Origin of the sequence: Chthonomonas sp., from assembly GCF_035294165.1 — a bacterium.
Taxonomy (GTDB): domain Bacteria; phylum Armatimonadota; class Chthonomonadetes; order Chthonomonadales; family Chthonomonadaceae; genus Chthonomonas.
In genome coordinates this window covers 1-19,259 of the sequence record NZ_DATGLN010000224.1, presented here as the reverse complement: position 1 = coordinate 19,259, position 19,259 = coordinate 1, and the positions used below count along the sequence as shown (strand labels likewise).

The window sequence follows — 19,259 nt, the reverse complement described above, 5'->3', positions numbered from 1 at the left end:
CTCTAGTATCTCCAAAGCAGCGCGAGCGCCGCACATACGAGGCCTGCCAGCCAAAAGCGAAGTACCACCTGAGTCTCGGGCCAACCTAGCTCCTCAAAGTGATGATGGAGCGGCGTGCGAAGAAACACGCGGTGGGTTTTTGCGTAGTCTAGCCCACGGCGCCTACGGCGATATTTGAAAACGAGCACCTGGATGATGACGGAGACCAGTTCGGCCCAGCAGACGAGAGAGGCCACTAAAAACCCCACCTCTTGTTTCCCCATAATCGCCGCACCGGCCAGGCCGGCACCGATGGCTAAAGAGGCCGTGTCGCCCATAAAAACGCGCGCAGGGTGGGCATTCCACCAAAGAAAACCGGCCAGCGAACCCGCTAGCGCAATGCAGAAGAAAGCGACGTTTGGCTCGGGGGAGGAGACCAGCACGGCCAGCGCCAACGCTGTTATGAGGTTTAGTCCTGCAGAGAGGCCATCGAGACCATCTGCGAAATTAGTTGCGTTGGAAAACCCCACGATCAGCAGGAGGCAGAACAGATAGTAGAAACCGTAGAGGGCAATGGGGCTGTAGTAACCGAGCTGCACCGGAGCGATGTTGACCAGAGTGGTGCCAGGGGCCGAGTTAAGCGCCAGCCAAAGGACGAAGAGAGCGGCGACAAGGCACTGCGCCAGGAACTTTTCGCGTGCACGTAGTCCGAGGTTCTTTCCCCTTTTAAGACTAAGATAGTCGTCCAGAAAACCGATGGCGCCAAAGGCCAGAGTGAGGAGCAGGAGAGGAAGGAGCTTGAGATCGCCGATGAGATGTCGGTGCATGTCCCATTGAAAAAAGCCAATATAGGCCAACATAACAAGCGTAAGCCCAAAATGGATGAGAAGGCCTCCCATGGTGGGCGTGCCCTGCTTTTTAGTATGGGTTTGCGGTGCATCCTCGCTGATGTTTTGCCCGATTTGCAAGGCCCTCAGACGTGCGATCAGTCTTCGCCCAGGCAGAGAGGCAAGAAGAAAAGCCGCAATGAATCCGAAGATGAACTTAGGCATGCGTCTCTCCTATCGGTGTGCCTGTTAGGGCGCTCACGATCTGCTCCATCTGCATGGCACGTGAGCCTTTAATCAGCACCGTGTCGGATGGCCGAACATACATGCAAATGTTTTTCGCCGCCTCTTCGGAAGTTGTGAAGTGCTGATGCAAGAGGGTGGCGCCTGCTTGAAGATTCCGCCTTGCCTCCTCGGCGATCTGTTGGGCAAGATTGCCAACGGTAATGAGAAGGCGCACACCTATTTTGGCGACGGCTTGCCCCACCATCCGATGGGCTTCTGGCGCAAAGTCGCCCAACTCCTTCATATCGCCTAAAACGGCAACGCGGTATTCCGGGCCTGTGAGGGTCGAGAGCGTTTGCAGGGCGGCCAGCATACTTTCAACGCCGGCATTATAGCAGTCGTCGAGAATGCATGCCCCGTTTTGTGCGCGGCGTGAGGTCATGCGGCCCTCCGCTCCTGACCAGCGCGATAGAGCCGTTAACGCCTCTTCGAGAGGAACTTCCAAGGCAAGGGCCACCGCCAAAGCCGCCGCGGCATTGTGCGCCTGGTGGGCCCCCAGGGCCGTCATCTGCACCATATGGCGCTGACCATGCAAGTCTAAGGCTAATCGCGGACATCCACTATCACCGACTTCAAGCGGTTTTACCGAGACGTCGGCAGGGGCGCCTGTGCCGGAAAAGGTGATGATGCGGCAGGTGGAAGGAACACGGCTGCGAAGATAGGGGAGAAAATCGCATTCCGTCGGCAAAACGGCGATGCCCTCTGCAGGCAGCCGCGTGAGTAGTTCCGATTTTGCCTCGGCGATCTTTTCTCTAGAGCCTAGCAGTTCGATGTGTGCGTAGCCGATTCTAGTGATGACGCCGATGGTGGGAGAGGCGATCTCGGCAAGTCGGTCAATTTGGCCTAGTCCACGCATCCCCATCTCTAAGACAGCTACCTCATGGTGAGGTGTAAGTTGGAAGAGGGTAAGCGGAACACCGATCTCGGTGTTGAGGTTTTTAGGGTTGGAAAGGGTTGCATATCGAGCGCGAAGTAAGGCCGCCGTCAGCTCTTTGGTGGATGTTTTTCCCACGCTGCCGGTGATGCCTACCAGCGGGATGGGAAAGCGGCGACGATAGTGGGCGGCCAGATCGCCCAGAGCGCGAAGCGTTTCAGGCACCACGATCTGTGGGATGGGGAGATCGTCCGAGGGAGTTTTGACTACGGCAGCCACGGCGCCGCGCTCGGCGGCCTGCTGCAGAAAACGATGTCCATCCGTATGCTCGCCTGTAAGGGCAAAAAAGAGGGCACCCGGCTGAAGGGTGCGGGTATCTATGCTTACGCTTTCGACGACGGTGTCGGGGCTACCGATAAGCTGCGCACTAAGAACTTCGACTGCCCATTGAACGGAAAAGAGCGGCATTTAGGGCATTCCTCCTTGCAGCGCCTCGCGGGCTACCTGCCGATCGTCAAAGGGAAACTTGGTATCGCCTATAATCTGGTAATCTTCATGGCCTTTGCCGGCAATAAGCACCATATCGCCGGGTTGTGCAAGCGCTACGGCTTTATAGATGGCAGCGCGTCTATCCGGCTCTACGATGATCTGCGCCTTAATATGGGGGTCGTGCTCCGGGTCTATGCCGGCCAGAATCTCTTGAATGATGGCATTGGGGTCTTCATGGCGTGGGTTATCGGAGGTGATGATGGCGATGTCGCTCATGGTGGCGGCCAAATGGCCCATGATAGGTCGTTTGCCTCTATCACGATTACCTCCGCATCCAAAGACACAGAGAAGCCGTTTGGGTTGGAGCCGAAGGGCGGACTGCAGCAGGTTCTGCAGCCCGTCAGGCGTATGGGCATAGTCTACAATGACGCTGAAGCCCTTATCGGCTGTGGGTACCGGCTCGAAGCGACCGGGGACGGGCGGTAGTGTGGCTAAACCCTGCACAATGGTTTGCCTATCTACGCCGAGCCGAAGACAGGTGGCAATGGCTGCGAGGGCGTTTCCCACTTGGAAGGCGCCTCCAAGCGGCACGCTGATGGGCAGCTCGAACCGCTCGGTGCCGGAATCGTAGCTGGCGACAAACCGCGTGGAGGTTGCTGAGAGCGTGATCGATTCCGGGCGAAGCACGGCAGGGTCGGCAGCATCTACGGAGTAGGTGATGATGTCGCCCCGTGCCAAAGTCACCAACTCTCTGCCCTCCCATTGAGAGACGTTGATGACGGAGATAAACTCGGCTCTGTCGGGACGTGGATAGAGTACCGGATATTCTGTAAAGAGACGTGCCTTCGCGTGGAAGTAGGCCTCCATGGTTTTGTGAAAATCGAGGTGATCTTGGGTTAGGTTGGTGAACACTCCCACCCGAAAGGCGATGCCATCGGTACGATAGAGGGCCAGCGCATGGGAGGAGACCTCCATCACCACCGAATCGGCGCCTTGATCGCGCATGGTGGCCAGAAGTTCTTGCAGCTGGTCGGCCTCTGGGGTGGTATGCTCACTGGGCAGGGCTGCGCCATCGAGTTCGGCGCCGAGCGTGCCGATGGTGCCCACGCGTTCTCCTGCGGTGCGTAAAATGTTGGCGATCATACGGGTTGTTGTGGTCTTGCCGTTTGTGCCCGTAACCCCGATCACCTTCAGCGCATGCGAAGGATCGTCGTAAAAGGCGCAGGCGAGCAGAGGAAACGCCTTGCGCGTATCCGGCACCTCAACGATGGGGATGTGTGGGGGCAGCGTAATGCCAAGCGTTTCAAGAGCGTTCTGCTGTGCCACCACTGCAGCCGCCCCCTGTTCAACGGCTTGGGGAGCGAAGCGATGGCCGTCGAAGTTTTGGCCGATGAGGCATACGAAAAGCCATCCGGGGCCAACCGCACGGGAATCGTGGGTAATTCCGGCAATGGGTGGGTTGTTTGTTGAGGAGACGGCGGCATTCGGCAGTCTTGCTATCAAGTTATGCAATGGCTTGGACATCGGCTTGTTTTCCAAATCGCGAGATATTTCTATTTTAGTATAGAACGCCGAACCGGTTTCCTGCTATCCCCTCTTCGCGCGGTCTCTATTCGGTATACGGCTCGCCGAATCGCGGGCCGAAATGGCGTGGTATGGCCTAGTTTCTGTTTGTTTTGAGCGACTGGGCCGATGGCAGAAGGGCGACTTTTGGAAGCTGCCCGGCGGCGATGGCCTGCGTGTTTTGAGGGTCATCTTGTGGAACGCGCCAGAGGGCCATCAATCGCTCGGCGATATTGTGAAAGGCCGGGGCGGCCACCTCGGCTCCATAGTAGCGACCGGTGGTCGGTTGGTTCACCATTACCAGGATCACGGCACGAGGCACGGTGTTTGGGTCGGCAGGCACCATGCCGATAAAAGAGCCGATGTAGGCGCCGGGGCGATATTTGGTGGCGGTGCCGGTTTTGCCGGCCACGATATAGCCCGGAATGGCAGCCGGTTGGCCGGTGCCTGAGGTAACGACACCGCATAGCATTTGGCGCACCTCTTTGGCAACGTCGGGAGAGACTACTTGACGCACTGGCGTGGGAGGGATGCGCTCCACGACACGGCCATCGCCGGCTACAAGCTCGGTAACGAGGCGCGGCTGCATAAGGAGGCCATTATTGGCGATGGCCGCATAGGCCATCGCCAGACCGAGAGGAGTGACCATAACGGACTGGCCAAAGGCCGCGCGCGCGGTTTTTGCCGCGCAGTAGGGGGCCTCGTACTTATCAAGCGACCAGTGCCCTCGTGCAACGCCGGGCAGAGGGAGGTCGGGGCGGGTAAAAAGTCCAAAGCGGGCATAGATCGCTTTTAGGCGTTGACCGCCAAGCCGCAGGCCGATTTGGGCCGCCCCAATGTTGCAAGAAACACGCAGAATTTTAGCCACATCCTCGTCGCCGTGAACTTCTCCATGGGCACAATGGATGGTACGTCGTTGCACCCGAAACTCGCCGCTACAGTGAAAATAGGTTTGCGGGGTAATGACTCCCTCTTGCAAGGCCCCACAGACCAGCAGGGGCTTAATGGTGGACCCGGGTTCATAGCAGTAAGCCGTGCAGCGATCATAGATGGAATCTGGAGGTATAGGCGAACGTTTTTGTGGGGCATTTGGCGGGGGATTTGGGTTGAAGCTGGGCAGGCTGACCAAGGCGCGAATGTCGCCGGATCGAGGGTCTACAATAACCACAGAGACGCCATGTGGGTGAAACTGATTCCATATGCGCAAGGCCTCTTCGGAGGCGATATGTTGCGCGTCGGCATCGAGGGTGGTATAGAGGTTAAGCCCGTTATTGGCCAGGCGTAGTTGATGCAGGGTGTTTGGTATCTCGCGGCGGTGGGCATCAAGCTCCACTTCGGCATAGCCATCGGAGCCTTTAAGCCACCGGTTGCAGCCCTGTTCCAAACCTAGCACACCCTGTCCGTTGGCATTAACGAAGCCGACCACCTGCGCCGCATCGGCACCGCAGAGATAGCGTCGCACGTGACTATCTTGAACGCCGAAGCCGCAGAGGTGAGCCGCTTTAAAGAGTTGCGCTTGTGTTTGGGTAAGACCATATCTTAGCGGATAAAAACCGTGCTCGGCATAGTGCCCTTCCGCCAGGCGTTGTTGATAGGCTGCAACGGCCTGTTGTATTTGGGTATTCAGCTGAGATAGGGGGATACCTAGGAGCATAGCCGCACGCGGGAGGTCGTTTGCTAAGCGCTGTTGAAGCCGTTTGCGGGTGGCGCTATCCATAAATGGATTGGCCAGAACGGCCGGGTCGAAGCCCACGGTGCCGCTGTAGGTATCTATGGCGAGGGGGCGGTCTTCGGCGTCGAAGATGGCCCCACGACGGGCTTTACTGGGGATATCCTCGATACGGCTTTGAAAGGCAGCCGCGCGAATTTTTCGGCCCTGAATCCCCTGTAGATAGGTTAGACGTGCCATAAGTCCCAGGTAGGTAAGGGTAATAAGGCCGCCGGCCAATAAGAGGCGCCGTTGCAACAAGACCTCACCTTTCCTCGTTGTGCGTTTCATGTTCAGGGGGTGACTCCCAGCGTGATGGTTTTTCTTGGGTCGGCCGGAGTGAGGCCAAGTTGGGTGGCTTCCTTTTCGATGCGCGATGTCGAGCGCATCTGAGCCAAAGCGCGCTCTAGCTGTACCGAGCGCTCCTTTTCAATGCGGATTTGGGCGAGGAGCCGGTCTCGCCGAAAGCCCTCCTGGTTAAGCCAGGCGCAGCAGCCGAAGTAGAGAAGTCCGAGGGCGCATGTGGGCAGTGCCACAAGCAGAACGAGATAGAGTTGAACCCCGATGGGAACCGGTGCGGTTTTCGCCGGTGCCGGAACAGGCCGTTTCGCGGAGGGGATGCTATGACGTGGAACTTGTGGCCTGACGAGTGGGCTTCTGGCTGTTGGCATTTCACGCTCCTTGCTTAAGGTAGTGGCGGCAGGCGTCGTGCGGCACGTAAACGTCCACTACGTGCACGTGGATTACGACGCAACTCCTCATCGGAGGGGCGTACCGGTTTCTTCGTAAGGATTTCGAGTACGGGGGGCCGAGAGGAGGAAGTAGAAGCGACGGATAATGCGGCGTCGAGGCCCACATGCTTACCGGCTTTATAGGCGAAGAGGCGTTTCACGATGCGATCTTCTAAGGAGTGAAAGCTAATGACAACGATACGACCGCGGGGGTTCAGACGTTCGATGGCTGCGGCAAGGCCGGTTTGCAGTTGTTTTAGCTCGTCGTTAACGGCGATGCGTAGGGCTTGGAAGGTGCGGGTGGCCACGTGGATGGAGCGCGGCCAGGCGCGTCGAGGCACGGTGCATTCCACCAGCGCCGCCAACTGACCGGTGGTTTGAATGGGGTGTCCTTTCTTTAGTTCGGCATGAATGGCACGCGCGATGAGCCGTGCCCAGGGTTCTTCACCGTATTCTTTAAGAATCCGCTCCAGTTCCGTTTCCGAAACTCTTCGCAGCAGTTGCGCGGCTGTTTCGCCCGTGCTTCTATCCATGCGCATATCGAGCGGCTCGTCACGGCGAAAGCTAAACCCGCGCGGGGCATCGAGCTGATAGGAAGAGACGCCAAGGTCGAAGAGTATGCCGTCGAATGTCGCCGGTGCGCCGAAGGTGGTGTCGAGAATTTGGGCAAGGTGACCGAAGTCGCCATGAAGCAGGAGAATACGATTTTGTGACGAAAACTGTTTTAGGGTACGTTGGGCAGCGGCAAGCGCATCGGCATCTCGATCAAGCCCGACGAGTGTTCCACCGGGGCTTATATGTTCCGCAATGACGAGGCTATGGCCGCCTCCTCCAACGGTGGCGTCGAGGAAAGTTTCGCCTGGGCGCGGGTCGAGAAATTGCAATGTCTCCTGGAGGAGCACGGGTTGGTGGTTATAGCGTTCAATCGAGTTAGCCATCATCATATCAAGCGGTACCCTCCTGTGTCGGCACGGTTTCGCCTGTGGTGGGGCGAGTTGGGGCGGTGGACCCTCCGGCAACGGGCTGTAAGCTCAAGCGATTGCGTGAGGCGATGCCCGCCTCTTGTTCGGTGAGGTGTTCGCTCCATGCGCGCCATCCGGCGCGGCTCCATATTTCGAGGCGCGTTCCGCTGCCGATAATAACCACAATGTCGCCCTCTTCCATTCCGGCCCACTCTCGGAAGTGGCGGGGTATGGAGAGGCGAAACTCGCGATCGGGACTGACGAATTCGCAGTTTCCGAACATGCGTTGTAGAAAGATAAGGTCGGGATCAAGCTCATCGTAGAGAGAGGCACTGATCAGTTGGTTTTCGAGGGCTTCCCAAACCGGCATCGGGTAGGCACGGATATGGTGGTCGGGGCCGATGGTCAGCACGAACTTACTCCCCAGCGTTTCGCGGAAGCGCTGTGGGATGATCACACGCCCTTTATCATCAAGTGCGTGCTCGAAGCGCCCCCACATTCGCAAAGCGGGAGAGTCGATCAACATGGCGCTCTGTCCTCATTCCCCACCAGAGGAAGCCCTTGTTCTGGAAATTTGGGATAGGAACACCACTGTGTTCCCACCAAGTCCCTACTAAGTTACCACTCTGTCCCACAATTCTACCAGGTTCGCAACTGCCTGTCAATAGGCTAGCAGGAAAATTTTCTTTTTTGGGGAACGTAAAAAGAAGAGGAGGGTTGGAGATACCATGTTTGAATCGTTATGGATGCCGAACTATGGGTTTCGGACGGCCGGAAACATTTTTGGAGGGCGAACACCGGCGGCCATTCTCGCGCGGTGGGATGCCTATGCCTACTCTTCTTATTTGATTGCCAAATACGAGCTTACGCTATGGTTTGAACCGGAATGGAAAGTAGCCAGGGCTTTGGCGCGTCGTTTCCCATACTGCACGGTGCTCTCTATCCCGGAGGAGTCGGTCACGCCCTCCCTCTTCCGCGTGCCGGGGTGGCGTCCAAAGCGGCCTCCCGCCGTGCTTTAATCGGTTGAGGTTACCTACTTGGTGTTTGGGTTGTGGAAACACGCTTTGGAACGATGGTTCCATGGCGCTCTCCTTTTCTGCTTGGATGGTCTGTACACCCTTTATGTGCTCCGCTCCTGCGCCCTTCAATCGCATTATTTGACCTCTTAGCTCTTCTAACAAAGCTTTTGTCTGCGCATCTACTTTCCGCTTTTTAAGAATCCTCTCGATTTGACCTAGAATATCATCAAAGGAGGAGGCTTTCAGAGCAGGAGTTTCCGTTTGTTCAGAGAGAGACCGCGTTATCCTCTGGACGGCCGCACGCGCCGCCGTAGGAAATAGAGAATAATCGCTTAAACCGATATCGCCCGAATCGGTATCCCCTAAGGAGCCTGCATTTTCCGCTAGAAACAGCAGAAGCGGCACGAACAGCAGGATGGCTAGTCCCCATTCGAGATAGTTGGAAAGAGTGTCCGATTTTTGCATGAGCTGCAGAAGAAAGGAAGCACTGCTAAAGAACCACTTGGAAGGACTTCAACAAGCAACCGTTCCAAACGTAGCGACCACTGTAAATAGAGTTGAAACAAGATAGTGACTACGGCAGGCAGGAGAGCTTCGTTGCCCAAGGCGATAGCGCGTTCACCCGGCGGTCTAACAAAAGCGTCCACAACCAAAGCCCACATGTTGGCAACGTGTTCGACGGCGAAGGTCACTTGGCTAAGTCTTGGAAAGAGAAGGCTAATCAGTGGCAGCAGAAGAGCCATTCCCATGCCAAAAGCGGTTAGCCGAAACTTGTGTTGCCTTAGCCAGGCACCTCAGCGCGCCATCACGGCAAACGAATGCGGCAGTAGTTGCCGTGTCGGCATCGCTTTATCCTGAATAGTTCTTTCGTAACTACCAATTTAATATTACCACTAAAATACAGTGCCATATAGGTACCCTATCTAGCTCTCTATTCCGTTACCGCACTCCTCCCTAATCTAAACCAAGCGCTTTACAATGTCGGATTCTGATCTTCCTCTATCGAGGCCGAAGTAGGCCGTAGCAGTTGCTCCTCCATTGAGGTCGGAGCAGACCGTAGCAGTTGGCGTTTTTCCGTCCGCTGCCTCTGACGTTCCAGAAGGTTATGGATGGCCTCTTCGAGTTGAAGCCCTATAGACCGATCAGGTGGTTCTTGAAGGCGCCGATGCAGACGCTGCTGCCAATGCTGCAGATAGGCGATGTACTTGCTGCTACCGTAACGTCCTATCACTGCAAGAATAGCCCGAATCAGCATTCGTTCCTCGTCGGTTATCTCCGTGGTGTTCCTGCTACGGCTTAGCCGGATAAAGTAGCTCCCTAAAAAATCCTCTAGCCGACGCCAACCTTCGAGGCTCAAGTAGGCAGCCTCAAGGCCAGTACTGGGGTCCGCAGCAAATCGCAAGATTTTCTGGGGCAGGGCGTCCTTCCCCTCAAGGCCGACGCCCTCCCCCTCATCCTCTATTAAGCTCTGCAACCGCTTTGTCACCACCTCCATAACCGCCACCTGCCCGCACTCCACCACAGCCTGCCAACGGCGTAGCCGATGGCTCCAAGAGCAACCAAAAGGAAGGCGACAGGAACCGAACGAGCGTGTAGAGAAAGGCATGAGCGCTTGCAGCCAAATCTCTAGCGGATACGTCGTGCCGTGTTCTCTGTCAATCCTAACACATGCGTTACGCAGTTGCATTGCCTGTGGGCTAGGGCTCCACTGCCGTCTTCCATAAAGAAAAAATCTCGTTCCCAGCGTCGCCAAACAGATGCCGAGTAAACCCGAATAAAGGGATGACCAGGCCGGCCTTATGCCATCCAAAAGACAACTCACGATACCACAGAAAAAAGAGCCACCGATGACGAGGCTGAACATACTGAAAAAACAAACAAGCAGCATAATCGGAGTTGCGACGGCTCGGTACAACCTACTGAGCCGTGCCAGTTGCAAAAGCACTTTCGTATCCTCTTCGGGTCTCTCCGGCACCGAGTGTTCTACGGCATGAAGCAACTCGTCATCTAGGAAACATCGTACCGTTCCGGAGACGAGGAGGGTGGTCGCTTGCGTATAAAGGCGTTCCGCATAGTGTCTTGCTGTTGGCCTATCGTAACAGCGCAGAAAAGCAAGGATTTTCAACTGAAGCGCGTTGTGCTCTTCTTCTCCCTTCCCCAGGAGGGGGTTGAGTGCCAGGCCAACTTCTGCCAACTCTCTATCTAGAAAGGGCTCAGGCGAATGGTGAATAGGGTCTTTAAGTATCCTATCGAGTTGTTGGTAGAGTGTCAAAGCAGCTCTATGTCTAAGCGATGACCAAGGACAAGTACATAGAGTGTACAAAGCCTTTTTATTTTCTGGAAAGAGACTGTTGTGCTGCCTTTCGCCAGGTTTGGTAGTGACGAAGGTAGCTTAAGGTGCATGGGAGGAGAGGAAGTAGTCCCAAAGCTAATGCGACGTATGTGCTCTTCAGCATCGGAAAGTTTGTTCTCGCGATAAAACTTCCCACCAGACAGAGGAGCGCTATATAGAGCAGAAATGCCCTCATCACGCGATGTGTAAGAACCATTACCTAATACCTCTGCTATCACCTTACGGTTCATTAAGTTCGGATGGGTGACTTGACCGCAAAAGTTTATCTGGCTCAATATCTCCGTCGCAGGCAGAACGTAATAACTGTTCTCTACTTTTCTCCTTCTTTGCTTGCGCCTCGAGCAGATGAAGACATCTTGCAGCCTCTTCCAGTATTTCCCTTCCCATCCGGCGATGCTTCTCTACGTCACTACGAAGCAAAAAAGAGACCCACTTGCCTCCCGCAACTAGCTCACGAAGTATAGGGAGTGCCGATAGAAGGTTGCAGGAAACAGAAGCCCGTACCAACTGCAGGTGCATTTGGCTATATAGATCGAATTGCTGCTCGGCATAGGAGTCCAGTAGAATTGCTTTACTCAGACGCAATCTCCGGATAAATTGTCCTCTCCATGAGGGTGTCTTTTTTATGACGAAGCCCTGCGAAAGACATTGAACCCAAAGGGCTTGCGTCCGAGTATCTAGAGCCGTCGAACCCGTTTTCTCTTTGCGTTCTAGCCGGTGGAGAATACCTTTAAGGAGGGCGGCCGATGGAACTGTGCCCGAAGAAATATGCCTAACATACAGCCCTAGCAGTTCTGATAGTGGGTACTTCTGCTCATTCCATAATAAATCGCCTAGCCACCTTCCCCTCTGACGGTCACAAAACCCGAAAATCCAAAGGCTGCTAAGACCGCTCCCCATGAGACATAACTCGGCCATCATATAGCCATAAAGGCGCGGCGCTAGTGCAGAATTAAAAGATGCTAGGAGAAATAGGGCAAGCCCAACTAAGATTAAGCTAGGAACGACGACATACAGCTTTTCACTGAGAGGAATGGCGTCGGCCTTGAGCAGTCTTAAAAGGTATCGGGGCACCTGAGCAAACTTTGCGCAGTTGAGGCCTTTTTGTTGTGGTTTCTCTGTAGTTATAGACCTCGCACCGGAATTATGCTGTATAAAGGATCGAAGTTCCATAATGACCTTATCGTAACCTTCATCTGTGGAATAGAAGAGTAGGTTTTCATGCTCATCCGTTACCACACAACAGGCTACAATCCGGCTGCCCCAGCGTGCCTGAAGATCAAAAAACATCTCCATCCTAAGAGCGCTGCCCAGCACAATTTCTTGCGTCACAGGGGGTATTGTAAGCCTTAGCTTGCCCTTTTCCTGTACGACACGCCGACTTTGATGATAAAACTTTTCTAACAGAGTAACGAGCCAGGTTGTTAGGAAGACAGTCATGATGAGTATCAGAAAAATAATGAGGATCGTACTGGACACAGAGGTAGCAGCACGTAACTTTAGAAGGAATGGGTGTAAGCCGAGTCCCAATACTAGCAACAGCCCACAGCCAAGTACATAAGCAACATAGGGCTTTAAGGATGCAAATAGTCTGAGCGCCCCATTCTTAGGTAACATCAGAACGAATCCTCCCTAACTTAAACCAAGTACTTTACAAAGTTGATTTCCTAATCCACCTAACACTGTTCCTATTCCCCAGCGACATACTGGCTGCCAGAAGCCACCGGGTATCGGACATATCCCCCCACCGAGGCAGTTTGCGAGAGCATTCGTTAATAGCTGGCAGGGAGAAGGTGGAGTTTCATGCGACATGGTGCAAGGATCATGACAATATATTTGTGTTAGCAAGGTGCTAAGAAGGTTGCATGCTATACCAATTAAGCATGAAATATCTGGTAGTGCACACACTTCCACTTCTATCATTAGACAAATAGCGGCACGACAAAGTCCTCCCCCTATACACGCAAATAAGGTGGTACAGAACAAGTAGGGCGGGAAATAGGGGCAGCTTCTATCATCTTCTAGATGCTTGATAATGTTGGTTACAGCACTTAGAGAACAACCAATGAATCCACCTGCTACCGGACCTGTAGGGAAGCCGGATGAACCCGGAACAGGTACTGCACTTGCAACTGTACCTGAAGCATCATGCAGCGTCAAAGGCGAATTGTGCACATACTCATATAAGTTTATCCCACCCTCAAACCCTATCGGGTCTCGCGTCAAAAAACGACCGGCCAACACATCATAGTACCTAAAACCCAATAAACTTAAACCCGTCTCCCAATCCGTATAGTAACCCGCTAAACCCCCGTAACCACTGTAGGGGTCTTGAGGCGCCGTTGGGTCACTGCTCGCTACCTTCCGCACACCATACCCGTCAAACAGGTAACTCGCTACCACATTCCCACTCCTCATCTGCTACCGAACAATTCTCCGCCGCTCCTTACATCTCAATCTCATCCTCATCTCCCGCCCCCTCTATCGCCCTTAACAAGCTGCCCCTATCCTCTTCCTCGCTCGCTGTTGCAGGACGGACTAAAGTGTTCTCGTCTTGCTCTAAGGCACCTGACGAACGCAACAGAATCTTTTGTGAGCTTTCCGCCTCTTTTACCCGTTCTAGTATCTGCTGAGCCAACGCACAAGCAGCACTATCCTTCTCACGAGATACACGCCGCACAGATGAAAGAAAATCCTGAATGAGAGATGCATCCTTATAGTGTCTTAGCAAGATCGCTAGCAGAATCCTGCGTAGACCTCTTGCGCACTTATCTTGCCCTGACCGTAAGAGAATAGTGTGGCAAAAAGACCTATTTCTTCTCAAGAACTCTATTTCTTCTTCTTGAGACAGTCGGGTCAGAACGACACTGAGTACTTCGCAAGCAAGCTCGTATTGTGGATGCCGTTCCATGCTAAAGTAGCTTTCTAACGTCGGCATGTTCCGTCCATCCGAATCAAAGTCGTTTGCTATTTTGGCTCGAATGGTGTGAAGAAGAAAATTGATGTATTTGGTACATTCTTGAGGCCTATCTGCAGCTAGGGACATAAGCTGACAAAGAAAATCCAACCTTATTTCTTCAAATGTGGCCTCTAGGCTGCCCAACAAGAACAAACTCACAAACAAGCCAGCCGTATTGACCAGTAAACTCCGCCATAAGAGTGTCGTCCAAGAATTCAACAGCAAATGTGCTGCTATCAAAGACATTCCTCCAAACCAAGCATTCATACCTATGCATCCCGCACGATTTAGGTGAACAAGCTTGTCAAACTGACGATCTATCTGACCCAGCCTCTGGATTTCCTGGTGTTGCTCGTCAGATGCTTCTTCCCTCGTAGAGCTCGAACCTTTTAGCAGAGCAATAGCCTCTGCTAACTCCACACAATTGGGAACGACGATGCCTTGTCCCTCTCCGAGGACGACAAAAGATGAACTTGTTTTAATTACTTTTTCAATTCTATCTAGTTTTATTTCATATCTTTTTTTGCCTCGGCACTGAATCAGTCTATCTGGCTTGAGATAGAAGCACCGAGGATAGAGAATGGTACCTAGGGAGGAAACAGACCGCCGCCATGTCATCAGGGGCAGAACGACAGTAAGCACATAAAAGAAAACAACCGGGAGAAAAACTAACTTCTCATGCGGCGGTAGAGATTGCCACCATTTTGTTGCGTCTATATTGCCCAGAAGTTCAATAACTGCCGTTCCCACATAAACGGCATAGGAAAAGCAGTACCCCTCTATAGCAGCAGAAACAGTGGCAGCAATCTCTCGCGAACAACCTGCTTTGAGAGGCCTAGAAGGTACTCCATCAACTTGCTGCTTTTGCCTTTTCAATGGGCAGCACCAGTCGCGGCGGCGGCAGAACATGTCATGTTTATCCCAAAACCTAGGAACGCCAGATGGGCCATTATGTAAGTCCTAACCCAACTTGGCAAATCATAAGTCTGCCCTCCCACTTCGATTGCACCTCCTAGAATACCGCCTAGGACATTTACTGCACAACTTACAGCGGCATTGATAATAAGGCATATTGCATTTTGTTCGACCCATTTCCACCACTTCTCCGGACAACCGCCCGCCTCACAAATCTCGCTAATAACGCTCCCTATAAGGCTACAAAGAGCCCCGATAACACATGACAAAATTATCAGCGTGCCATTCGCCAGTTGCAAACTGAGCGTGCATTTTACGATACTGCTACAGGCTGTACCCAAAACACATGCACTCGCTACTGCACACCATGCTGATTTATCGTGATGAATGAGTTTAATAATAGCAGTACTACATTTCATCAAAAGATTCGTAACCCAACCAGGCAAATTTATCAAGCATTTCCAATTAACCAATCCTGCACTGTCTTGATTCATCGTTGGGCAATTCCCCACATACTCATATAAGTTTATCCCCCCTTCAAACCCTATCGGGTCTCGAGTCAAAAAACGACCTGCCAACACATCGTAGTACCTAAAACCCAATAAACACAAACCCGTTTCCCAATCCGTATAGTAACCTGCCAACCCCCCATAGCCACTGTAGGGGTCTTGAGGCGCCGTCGGGTCATTGCTCGCTACCTTCCGCACACCATACCCGTCAAACAGGTAACTCGCTACCACACTTCCAGCATCTATCTGCGAACTTACGTCCATGCTCCAAACTCCGTAAGCCACTCCCCTATAACCTACACTCCGGCTGCTCCTATTTCGCATCTACTAGGAAGAACGGCTTCATAGTGCGCCTTTTGTGAGTTGATCTATTCATCATCCTCTGCTACACCAAGGAAGGGCACCGTTACATTCCCGTTCTCCTTTTTGTCTCTATCTCTCTTCTTCCCCGCTCGTTTGTTGCCCCGTAGTTCCTTCTCCGCTGCTTCGCAACAGCTCCTCAGCTCTTGCTCTATTCCACTCCTCTGGAATGCGCGGTAACGTTCTGTATGGGCGAACGGCAAACCGCTTCAAGCTCTCCTGTCCCTCCCTGGTCAGTCGCTTTAACTCGGTCGGACACGCTATGTGGCGCCCACGTTCCAAGAAAATCTCTAAGACCGGAATCGCCTTCACCTCCCCGGCTCGCACCAAGCAAGAGATAATCGCCTCTTGTAGTTCTCTATCCCCCTCCATGTCCAAAAGATACTTCATCAGGCGCTTGCGCTGTCTGTTTGTTAGTCGGCTGTAGACCTGTCTATCCGACCTCAAAAGCAGCTGGCTCAACCGCTTTCGCACCACCTTATCCCTGCCTATCCGCTCCACCAGCCAACCCAAACATTCAAAACCCTTCTTGTCATCAAAAACCCTCTTCCTCTTGGAGGGCCTGCTCGCAAGCTCGCTCCCGCGCTTGGTTATACCAAAGCAATCCCCCCGTCGCTCCCGTTACTATCCAAAACAGCACAGACACCATCCAAAACGAATGAGCCTTAACGACGCTACCGTATAATAGGAAAGCTGCCAGAGCCAAGCCGTCAATCCCCAACAGCAGATTCCTCACGGTCGCTGAGAGCAACCAGGGAGCCTCTCTTCTCGGTTCATCCAAGCGATCTGCCCCAGATGTAACGATTCCCTCATGTGTAAGGAGGTCGAGAAGCTCTTCTCTCAGAGCTACTTCACGAGGCGTCTCCGGTGGCAGTTCACACACAAAGAGACGTTCGTTATGAAGGCGCAGTACCGCTATTATCTCTTCCGGCACCGGTAATGGGAGAAGGAGGCGTTCTCCCATCCCACGAACAAGCAAGGCCTTTACCGAAGTTGTCCATAAAGGAGAGGGCGTCTTAACAACGGTTACCGCAAAGAGCTTTTCCAGAGGGATTGCCGTGGTGCCAAATAGGGTTTTCTCTGAAAGAGATGTAGAGGTCAACCGAATGCGTGTAGTTAGGCCACGTAATATCGCCCTCCATAGATATACTAGAAGAATCGCCAGTATAGCCCAGTTGACCAATAACGGAGGGGAGATGGTTTTAAGAGCAAACGCATTTTTCAAAAGATAGCCGGTGAGAAAGAGCAACCCAAACAAATCTCTCCAAGCGTGCCCACGCCATGAAAAATATTCAAAAGGAAGGTGCAGTTTCGGTGCCTGTTGGTTCATACGAACTCACCAATTTATCCAAGGGTTAGTTCTTATTGATTACCACTCCGCCCATTCCGTGATCGCATCGGCCCTAATAAAGAAGAAATGAAAACTCTATTCCTCCTTATCTTCTTCCGGATATTGGGCCGAGTATACTCGCTCTTGTATGTAAGCCACCACACCGTCGAAATCTTTGGTCGCTCCTGGGCTTAACTCAATGGTATCGCTAACCCCCTCAATACGAAACAACACACCCCCCTTTCCTAGCTCTTCATAATTCGTCGCTATAACCTCTTCGTAAGGAATGAAAATTCGCCGTCCCCATTGTAACGAGATGCGTTCTATCCCTCTCTCATTGATAGTATAGCGTGCCCGTCCGAGATAACCGACAACGATGAGCATCAATAACAAAACGACTACCACCCACATCCACTTCCCGATCTCATGAAGAGAGCCCTGGGTAAAAAAGTACATCACAGCACTTGCTAAAGCGAGCAACCCGCTAAGAAATAAACCGGCTATAGTCGCCTCGCTGCTCGGATGCACAAAAGTAAATCCCTCCTGATTATTCTCCGTGCTGGTCATCCGGGAAAACCTCCTTATCGCATTTGGAAGCGCTACTAGGTTGTTGTATCTCTTGAACAAAGCCCTCTCTCTCATCCTTTTCAGAAGGACGTACTAGTTCCATGCCAGAGCGCGCCAAATTCGATGGACTTCTTAAGAGTTCCCGTGTATCTGACCGTCTTTGATCGGCTGCATGTGTACGTGCGCGTATGCGTTCGACCACCTCGCGCGCTTGGAGCCAAACCCAATCAGAGGGTATGGAATGAACCCGTAAAATATTCTCTAATCTTGCGGCCATGAATCGGCTCCCATATAAGGCCACTGCATTCGCCAGCTCGATAAGACATTCTCTATCCTCTATGACCATCAGCTCGCTGCTGCTGCCGGCAAAGAGCCAGCTAGCAACCCCGAAGTGCCGGCTCTCTCGCAAGTGCTGTTGCACTAAGTAACACCTTACCAGAGAACAGTAGAGCTTGCCAACAAGAGCGACCTCCTCTTTACTCAACGGTCTTGAATGCGTCTTACGAACCCATTCACAAACTATCGGCAGCCACAGCCTGTCCTCTGAAACGTGCCCGTATGTGTAATTTTTCAGCAAGTAGTTTACCAGTATGGCGCGTACGTTTGTATCCTGCATGAGGCGAGAATATTTGGTGATCAATTCTGTTTCTTTCTTGGTAAAGTAGGTTCGCTCATATCTTTTAAAAAATGCTAGGAGCCTCATGGAACCAATCCAAAGCAATATTGCGCTTAGCGTCATGGTTAGCAAAAATACCGTCGTTAGTAATCTGTATAGAGAATAGAACAAAGACAACCAGAGAGTGAATAAAACAACTAGGTTAGCACCTAGATACAAGCAAGTATGCCACCATCGCAAACGCTCAACATGGGCTAACTCGGCTTTCAGATTTGAAACTGCCTCTTCACTTTGATTCATATGGCTCTCTCAATTACTAAGCAGTTTGCACGCCTCACCCGCGTCATAATTCATCAAGCCTAAGTCCACCAGTAAACCGATGATAATACCCTCCATGCCATCTTTCATTGCATCTTTTTCCGGGTCTGTCGTTATTCCACCGATACCTGATAAGCAAGCAGCAATGGCATCTAATACCCATTGCAGAATCTGGCAAGCAGAAGGTGTGCGCTCTGCTGAACACTTTGGCTCGCTACATAGATAGTTCAGATAGTCGGTGACCACACTGCTGATAAGCCCGGCGAGGCATCCATCGAGCAGGGATGCAGCTCCATTTGAAAGTGCGTTGAGAGCCCCTCCAATGAAAGCAGTTAGGAAGCCTGATAAGCACGAAGGGGTTAGCTGACAAATAATATCTTTAATGGGAGGATAGTCTCCTTGCAGTAATCCTGGCACGAGAGTGCCTAGCATTCCCAAGCCACCATCGGCCATATTAACAAGACACTGGAGGATAGGATTTTGCTTGATAACATTAGGGCCGAGATCATGGAGAAAATCTCCTAGGCTGCGGGTACCCGTCCGGTCACCTCCTGTGAGAGGGCAATTCCCCACATACTCATACAGGTTTATCCCACCCGCAAACCCTATCGGGTCGCGCGTCAAAAAACGACCTGCCAACACATCATAGTACCTAAAACCCAATAAACTTAAACCCGTCTCCCAATCCGTATAGTAGCCCTCTAAACCCCCATAACCACTGTAGGGGTCTTGAGAGGCTGTCGGGTCACTGCTTGCTACCTTCCGCACACCATACCCGTCAAATAGGTAACTCGCTACTACATTCCCACTCCCTGCATCTACCTGCTGGCTCACGTTCCCCTGTCCATCCGGCGTGTACAACAACACCCTGCCCCCACTGCTTCGGGCTAACGGT

The 19,259-nt window shown here is 52.7% G+C and carries 18 protein-coding genes; 1 reads left to right on the top strand and 17 read right to left on the bottom strand.

Annotated features, from left to right (window positions below):
- Window positions 1–2: 2 nt before the first annotated feature.
- The 7 genes from mraY to VKV29_RS12640 form a co-directional block, all read right to left on the bottom strand.
- A complete protein-coding gene (gene mraY, locus VKV29_RS12670; protein WP_324201677.1) occupies window positions 3–1,031 on the bottom strand; it encodes a phospho-N-acetylmuramoyl-pentapeptide-transferase in 1,029 nt (342 codons plus the stop codon).
- Complete coding sequence (locus tag VKV29_RS12665) at window positions 1,024–2,433, bottom strand: UDP-N-acetylmuramoyl-tripeptide--D-alanyl-D-alanine ligase (RefSeq protein WP_324201676.1); 1,410 nt, start codon at window positions 2,431–2,433, stop codon at window positions 1,024–1,026. Before VKV29_RS12665 ends, mraY begins: the two co-directional genes overlap by 8 nt.
- A complete protein-coding gene (locus tag VKV29_RS12660) occupies window positions 2,434–3,978 on the bottom strand; it encodes a UDP-N-acetylmuramoyl-L-alanyl-D-glutamate--2,6-diaminopimelate ligase (protein ID WP_324201675.1) in 1,545 nt (514 codons plus the stop codon). It lies immediately after the preceding gene.
- Window positions 3,979–4,114: 136 nt separating this feature from the next.
- Window positions 4,115–6,016, bottom strand: a complete 1,902-nt coding sequence (locus tag VKV29_RS12655; protein WP_324201674.1) for a penicillin-binding protein 2 — start codon at window positions 6,014–6,016, stop codon at window positions 4,115–4,117.
- 2 nt (window positions 6,017–6,018) lie between these two features.
- Entirely contained in the window at window positions 6,019–6,396 is a 378-nt protein-coding gene (locus VKV29_RS12650; protein ID WP_324201673.1) for a hypothetical protein, read from the bottom strand.
- 14 nt (window positions 6,397–6,410) lie between these two features.
- Window positions 6,411–7,394, bottom strand: coding sequence for a 16S rRNA (cytosine(1402)-N(4))-methyltransferase RsmH (gene rsmH / locus VKV29_RS12645; protein WP_343217374.1), 984 nt, complete (start codon window positions 7,392–7,394; stop codon window positions 6,411–6,413).
- 7 nt (window positions 7,395–7,401) lie between these two features.
- Window positions 7,402–7,944 carry a division/cell wall cluster transcriptional repressor MraZ gene (locus tag VKV29_RS12640; protein ID WP_324201671.1) on the bottom strand — a complete coding sequence of 181 codons (543 nt, stop codon included), beginning with the start codon at window positions 7,942–7,944 and terminating at the stop codon, window positions 7,402–7,404.
- Between the two features lie 202 nt (window positions 7,945–8,146).
- On the opposite strand from VKV29_RS12640, the gene VKV29_RS12635 reads away from it, so the two are divergent.
- Window positions 8,147–8,437 (top strand): hypothetical protein, encoded by a 291-nt coding sequence (locus VKV29_RS12635; RefSeq protein ID WP_324201670.1) that lies wholly within the window; start codon window positions 8,147–8,149, stop codon window positions 8,435–8,437.
- Window positions 8,438–9,410: 973 nt separating this feature from the next.
- Here the strand turns inward: VKV29_RS12635 and VKV29_RS12630 are convergent.
- From VKV29_RS12630 to VKV29_RS12590, 10 genes are all read right to left on the bottom strand, one after another.
- On the bottom strand, window positions 9,411–10,709 hold the full coding sequence (locus VKV29_RS12630; protein WP_324201669.1) for a hypothetical protein: 1,299 nt from the start codon (window positions 10,707–10,709) through the stop codon (window positions 9,411–9,413).
- A 300-nt stretch (window positions 10,710–11,009) separates the two neighbouring features.
- Window positions 11,010–12,407, bottom strand: coding sequence for a hypothetical protein (locus VKV29_RS12625; protein WP_324201668.1), 1,398 nt, complete (start codon window positions 12,405–12,407; stop codon window positions 11,010–11,012).
- A 15-nt stretch (window positions 12,408–12,422) separates the two neighbouring features.
- Window positions 12,423–13,208 (bottom strand): RHS repeat-associated core domain-containing protein, encoded by a 786-nt coding sequence (locus VKV29_RS15325; protein ID WP_343217373.1) that lies wholly within the window; start codon window positions 13,206–13,208, stop codon window positions 12,423–12,425.
- A 28-nt stretch (window positions 13,209–13,236) separates the two neighbouring features.
- Entirely contained in the window at window positions 13,237–14,658 is a 1,422-nt protein-coding gene (locus VKV29_RS12620) for a hypothetical protein (RefSeq protein ID WP_324201667.1), read from the bottom strand.
- On the bottom strand, window positions 14,622–15,437 hold the full coding sequence (locus VKV29_RS12615) for an RHS repeat-associated core domain-containing protein (protein ID WP_324201666.1): 816 nt from the start codon (window positions 15,435–15,437) through the stop codon (window positions 14,622–14,624). Before VKV29_RS12615 ends, VKV29_RS12620 begins: the two co-directional genes overlap by 37 nt.
- 168 nt (window positions 15,438–15,605) lie before the next feature.
- Window positions 15,606–16,046, bottom strand: coding sequence for a hypothetical protein (locus tag VKV29_RS12610; protein ID WP_324201665.1), 441 nt, complete (start codon window positions 16,044–16,046; stop codon window positions 15,606–15,608).
- A 22-nt stretch (window positions 16,047–16,068) separates the two neighbouring features.
- Window positions 16,069–16,863 carry a hypothetical protein gene (locus VKV29_RS12605; RefSeq protein ID WP_324201664.1) on the bottom strand — a complete coding sequence of 265 codons (795 nt, stop codon included), beginning with the start codon at window positions 16,861–16,863 and terminating at the stop codon, window positions 16,069–16,071.
- A gap of 96 nt (window positions 16,864–16,959) precedes the next feature.
- Window positions 16,960–17,430 (bottom strand): hypothetical protein, encoded by a 471-nt coding sequence (locus VKV29_RS12600; protein WP_324201663.1) that lies wholly within the window; start codon window positions 17,428–17,430, stop codon window positions 16,960–16,962.
- Window positions 17,411–17,851 carry a hypothetical protein gene (locus VKV29_RS12595; protein ID WP_324201662.1) on the bottom strand — a complete coding sequence of 147 codons (441 nt, stop codon included), beginning with the start codon at window positions 17,849–17,851 and terminating at the stop codon, window positions 17,411–17,413. Before VKV29_RS12595 ends, VKV29_RS12600 begins: the two co-directional genes overlap by 20 nt.
- A gap of 504 nt (window positions 17,852–18,355) precedes the next feature.
- Window positions 18,356–19,259, bottom strand: a 904-nt coding sequence (locus tag VKV29_RS12590) for an RHS repeat-associated core domain-containing protein (RefSeq protein ID WP_324201661.1), incomplete at its 5' end; no start/stop codon positions are given.